Origin of the sequence: Nocardia testacea NBRC 100365 (genome assembly GCF_000308775.1) — a bacterium.
GTDB lineage: Bacteria > Actinomycetota > Actinomycetes > Mycobacteriales > Mycobacteriaceae > Nocardia > Nocardia testacea.
Map to the genome: position 1 here is coordinate 1 of NZ_BAGJ01000025.1, position 1,518 is coordinate 1,518.

Here is a 1,518-nt window from a genome sequence, read left to right on the forward strand (position 1 = left end):
TCTGCTGGGTGAGATCGTTGCGGCGCCGGAGACGGTGGTCGGTGAGTTGGAGATTCTGGCTCCGGCCGAACGGGCGGCGCTCGCGGAGCGCAATTCCACGGCGCGCGAGCTCGAACCGGCGGAGACCCTGGCTTCGCTGTTGGATGCCACGGTCGCGGCGACGCCCGATGCGGTGGCGCTGGTGGCCGCCGATGGTGCGCAGCTCACTTATGCGGAATTGGGTGCGCGGGTCAATCGGTTGGCCCGTTATCTGATCGCGCAGGGCGTCGGCCCGCACGATCGCGTCGGGCTGGCGTTGCCGCGTTCGGTGGATCTGGTCGTGGCGATGTATGCGGTGGCCACCGCCGGTGGTGTGTATGTGCCGGTGGATCCCGATCAGCCGGCCGAGCGGACGGGCTACATCCTGGACACCGCGGCACCGGTCTGCGTGCTGACCACCGGTGATACCGGGATCGGCGCCGAATCCGGTATCTCCACCACATCCGTAGTGGCCCTGGATGCCGTCGACACCGGCGGTTTCGCCGCATCGCCGGTGCGTGATTCGGAGCGGATCGCGCCGTTGCGGGCGTCGAATACGGCGTATGTGATCTTCACGTCGGGTTCGACGGGTCGTCCGAAGGGTGTGGCGGTGCCGCATGCGGCGATCGTGAACCAGCTTCGGTACATCACCGGCGAGTTCGGGTTGGATGCCACGGATGCGATCTTGTTGAAGACCGCGGCGACGTTCGACTTGTCGGTGTGGGAGTTCTGGACCGCGGCGGTGTGCGGTGGCCGGATGGTGATCGCCGAGGTCGAGGGGCATCGCGACCCCGCGTATCTGAACGAGCTGATGGCCCGCGAACAGGTCACCACGTTGACGGTGGTGCCGTCGATGCTGGACGCCCTGTTGGATACCGATGCCGGGTTGGCGGAGTCGTTGCGGCGGGTGCTCGCCATCGGTGAGGCCCTGCCGGTATCGACCGCGCAGAAGGTACTCACCCGGTCGCCGGGTGTCGGGTTGTTCAACCTGTATGGTCCGACCGAGGCGGCGGTGTCGGTGACCACGCATGCGGTCTCGACGGCGGATGTGGTGTCGGTGCCGATCGGTGTGCCGCAGTGGAATTCGCGTGTGTATGTGTTGGATTCGCGGTTGCGTCCGGTGCCCGATGGTGTTGCGGGTGAGTTGTATCTGGCGGGTGCGCAGTTGGCGCAGGGGTATTTCGGCCGCCCGGATTTGAGTGCGGATCGGTTTGTGGCGGATCCGTTTGTTCCCAATGCTCGGATGTATCGCACCGGTGATCTGGTGGCGTGGAATGGTGCGGGGGAGCTGGAGTATCGGGGTCGTACGGATTTCCAGGTGAAGATTCGTGGGTTCCGTATCGAGTTGGGGGAGATCGAGGCGGCGTTGCTGGGGTTGTCGGGGGTTTCCCAGGCGGCGGTGGTGGCGCAGTCGGATCCGCGGACCGGTGATCGTTTGGTCGGTTATGTGGTGTCCGCTGGGGATTCGGGTGTGGATACGGCGGATATCCAGGCGGAGTT

General features: G+C 65.7%; 1 protein-coding gene. It reads left to right on the top strand.

Features of this window, described 5'->3' with window-relative positions; genetic code table 11:
- Window positions 1-1,518, top strand: a 1,518-nt coding sequence (locus ON38_RS03210) for a non-ribosomal peptide synthetase (RefSeq protein ID WP_039822230.1), incomplete at both ends; no start/stop codon positions are given.